Origin of the sequence: Paenibacillus oryziterrae, from assembly GCF_042610485.1 — a bacterium.
Classification (GTDB): domain Bacteria; phylum Bacillota; class Bacilli; order Paenibacillales; family Paenibacillaceae; genus Paenibacillus_AQ.
This window is the reverse complement of sequence record NZ_JBGJZO010000048.1, coordinates 1-3,869: the sequence shown is the minus strand read 5'-3', so window position 1 is coordinate 3,869 and position 3,869 is coordinate 1. Positions and strand designations below refer to the sequence as shown.

General features: G+C 36.1%; 4 protein-coding genes. All 4 read right to left on the bottom strand.

Annotation, left to right across the window (positions count from 1 at the left end; translation table 11 throughout):
- Positions 1-263: 263 nt before the first annotated feature.
- Positions 264-695, bottom strand: coding sequence for a hypothetical protein (locus ACAN55_RS24090; RefSeq protein ID WP_379139118.1), 432 nt, complete (start codon positions 693-695; stop codon positions 264-266).
- A gap of 234 nt (positions 696-929) precedes the next feature.
- Positions 930-1,736, bottom strand: a complete 807-nt coding sequence (locus tag ACAN55_RS24085) for a hypothetical protein (protein WP_379139116.1) — start codon at positions 1,734-1,736, stop codon at positions 930-932.
- 495 nt (positions 1,737-2,231) lie between these two features.
- The gene (locus ACAN55_RS24080) at positions 2,232-2,561 is read right to left on the bottom strand and encodes a low molecular weight protein tyrosine phosphatase family protein (protein WP_379139120.1); all 330 of its coding nucleotides are present in this window, start codon (positions 2,559-2,561) and stop codon (positions 2,232-2,234) included.
- A 272-nt stretch (positions 2,562-2,833) separates the two neighbouring features.
- Positions 2,834-3,346, bottom strand: coding sequence for a hypothetical protein (locus ACAN55_RS24075; protein ID WP_379139114.1), 513 nt, complete (start codon positions 3,344-3,346; stop codon positions 2,834-2,836).
- Between the last annotated feature and the right edge of the window lie 523 nt (positions 3,347-3,869).

The window sequence follows — 3,869 nt, the reverse complement described above, 5'->3', positions numbered from 1 at the left end:
TTTTTCAGTTTCTTAATTTCTTTTGTTTTAATTAGTTATTTGCTTTGTCTTCATTTATTGTTTAACCCGAATTTCTCATAACGTTCCCGTATTCCTGACGTCCTTTCACCTTAAAGGAGCGCAGCGACTGGCCGCGATGCGGTTAGGGGAAAGGATGTGTCCCAGCATTGACTTCCTCGAATTATCTCCTGGGACCAAGGTCGACGTAGTCGGCCGAAGCTGGAATATATTGTTATGTGATGTTCTCGCCTTCTTCGACTTTCTTACAAATAATCATTATCAAGTTTAATAATTTCTTCTATATCCCTATAGTCTAAATATACGGGTTGCCGACCTAAATCTATCCAAATAGAATGTATTTCTTTCCCTATGCTTTTTAATTCAATAAATTCACCAGTAATTGAATAACCGTTATTCATTACATATTCATATATTTGCCCTGCAACTAAATCTGATAATTTGGCGGAAACAATTTCATCGTCACTTATCAAATAATCTTCATTATGTTCATGAACATAAATAAAGAAAAACGACTTTCCAGAATCATTATCCTTCCAGTAAATATCCATGACTTCAGATCGAAGCATATGAAATGATGTTTCTTCAGGATCCTTAAACTCAAAAAAGTAGTTATCCCCTACATTCAAGATACGCTCTCTACCCTTAATTCGAACTGTTATGTTTTTTTCATTCATGGTTTTCCGCCTTTATATGATTTTGCGAGAATTTCACATAACGTTGTTGTGTTCACGAACTCGAGAGGCTTAAGCGAACGGAGTGAGCGGGTGGCTTGCCACTTAGCCTCACAGGGTTGTCTGCTGAATCTTCTACCTCGAAAATGCCTCTGGCAGACCAAGGGCCGTAAGGCCCGCCGCGTGAATACAGTGTTATAAGATGTTGGCGCCTTCTTCGAAAAACTCCCATTGTCCTTATTCTTTCTCATATCTTTCAAATATGTCCTTTAATTTTTGATCAATTAATGATGACAAGTCTTTACATATAGCACTTATGTCATTAAGTATATTCTTCTTATTGATAATATCCTTATTGTTCTGATATTCTTCATCACAATTACATGAGGACGCTATGTAATATTCAGGTGCACCTGTCCAATCAATTATTGGACTTCTTTTAGGGCTATACTTCTTATTTCTATCGGCCAAGGCAAATTCAAAAATTGTCACCAGCGACCTATTGTATATCTCGTCTTCATAAGCAATATAATCATCTGGGTTTTGAATTACACCCAAAACAAAATCCCTATTATAAGCTACCATCCTGATGTTTTCATACTCTTCTGGATAAACAGTCTCATAATCAACTATATATCCATCGTAATAAATAGGTGCTTCGCCATCAATAATCTCACCATACAGCTCAATAAAGCCCTTAGTGAATGAATTAACGATGATGTTACCAGCTATATTAATAGAATCGATCCTATTAAAGGAATTTATTTGACTGTCTAACTCGTTCAGTTTATTTAATAATTCATCATCTAATCTGTACTTATACTGTTTCTGCAATATTTCTTTCATGAATGAATTATTTAATCTCGAAAATAAGTCTCCGCTCTTACAATCGTCAATTATCTTAAAACATTCTTCTATTAAGGGAATGTACAACTCATTCTTCCTAGCGATAACAGATTCATACTTCATTTGATTAAAGATAGTAATATTACAATCCTTTAGTATTGGGCTTTGTTCCCCAGAAGTACTATACTTATTTATCATGTGTGTTCACCTTAATTTTCGAACTATGAATTATAGGACTTTGATTTCCTTTGGTTGTAAATTTGTTTGTTTGATATTTCTTCCCTGAAAAAAAGCCCAGTATTAATCCCGATATCAACCCAGAAATGATACCAATTAACAAAGATCCTGAAGTAGTAGATGGGTTAAGTAAATGAAGAATTGCATCCATGTTTTATCCTCCAATATATAAGTTTATATAATCTTTGCGCCAATTTCTTATAACGTTGGTGTATCTACGAACCCGAGAGGCTTAAGGCAGCTTGCTGCCGGGTGGCGTAGCCACTTAGCCTCGCAGGGTTGTCTGCCTGATTCCTCTTCACCGAATTTTCTTCCGCAGACCAAGGGCCGAACGGCCCGCAGCGTAGATACGATGTTATGAGAATGTCGGGGGCTTCTTGATTTACTAACAAAATGTCCTTCTATTCAGTTAAATCTTCCTTCTCTATTCATGTCTTGTTAATATTTCGAACTTAATTATTCGGGCACTTCAATATGTTCTGATACTCTTGATTTCAATATTTCTATTAATTCTTCATCCATAAACTGATAGTCGTCTGGGATATCAAGACAGATTAATCGTTTATTCTTTAGAATAATTGGAAATTTATCTTTGAGCCTTCTCGTATGCTTCTTCTCCATTACAAAAATTAAGTCCGACCATCCAATGTGTCCTTCAGTAACCTTAATTCTTGCTCCTTCTTCCGTTCCTGCCGATCTTACTTCATAACCATTGTATCCATCAAAAATCTTCTCAGCAGTTAAGCTACGCCATTTATTTCGGCTACAGATAAAAAGTAATTTAATGTCTTGTCACCTATCCCTTTATGATCTTTGGTTATTAATAACGAACTTAAATTATGTTTCCCCCGATTTCTTATAACGTTCCCGTGTTCACGACGTCCCACCGACTTAAGCCCGTAGGGCGGCTGCGCTAGCGCAGTTAGTCGATGCGGATGTGTCCCGGCAATAACTTCTTCGACTTACCTTCCGGGACCGAGGCGGCTTGTCCGCCGATGCGTGAACACATTGTTAGAGGATGTGACCTCTTCTTCGAATTACAATCACATATTTTTTCTTTATATATGTTTTTCAAGTTCCATAAGAAATGATTTAGAAAGACTAATCACTTGTTCCTTATAATTTTCTAGCTTTTCCAATTTCTCTTCCAATGCATTCTTATTCCAAATCAAATATTCTATTGGTAGTGGAATATCTAACATTTCAGAATAGAAAGAATCAAAGTCATAAGGAATAAAGTCATATCCCGAAAAGTATAATCCTGATAGTTCATGACAGCCTTCGTTGATTGGAATTGTTTCATTTATTATATCTCTTAAGATTCTTCTAATTCTTTCATATGTTATATCTTCGAAATAAGTTATCTCCCAAACTCTTTTTAATACATTTTTTAAAATTATCTCCGCATCTTTTTGAATAAAGTTAAAAGAAATAAGTTCTTTTAGAAATGGGTTTACAACTCCATTGGTACTATTAGTTAATTCTATATATAGCCATGATTCTAGCTCTGGTAGAGAGATAGAATCAAAAATGTATCGATATATTTGTTCAGTAATTTGATTATTCTGCAATATGTTCTCACCTCGAAAGAATATATACTTTAGGTCATTTCCTCTAACGTTCCCGCATTTACGACGCCGACGTAGTCGGTGTGTCCCGGTATACACTTCCTGGCTTCTTAACTTCCGGGACCAAGGGGCGGCTTTGCCGACCTGCAGCGTAAATGTAATGTTAACTGATGTCGGCTCTTCTTCGAGTTTGCATCCAAATATAGCTCTTATATGTCTTTTCGATCCTTTATATCTAGTTGCTCTTTATAGATTATTTGGTCTTTATAGGTTTTTAGCCTTTTTAAATTTTTTCGGTTTTCATGGGATTATTAGGATATAATTTTTTCTGTTTTGATAGGTTTTTCGAACTTTATAAGTCTTGTCCCTTTTGTCAGTCTTTTTGTTTGTTGCCCTTTTAGTCTCTTTAGTTCTTATAGTCTTTATCTAGCCGATTTCAGTTAACGTTTCCGCATTCACGAACCCGAGAACCTTAAGCCCCAACGGGGCGGCCGCGATGCGGTTAGGTTCGCAGGGTTGTCTGCCT

What these genes read in the sequence shown, in the direction of transcription:
- ACAN55_RS24090 (WP_379139118.1), bottom strand. Translation starts at nt 695, where the DNA reads ATGAATGAAAAAAACATAACAGTTCGAATTAAGGGTAGAGAGCGTATC.
- ACAN55_RS24085 (WP_379139116.1), bottom strand. Translation starts at nt 1,736, where the DNA reads ATGATAAATAAGTATAGTACTTCTGGGGAACAAAGCCCAATACTAAAG.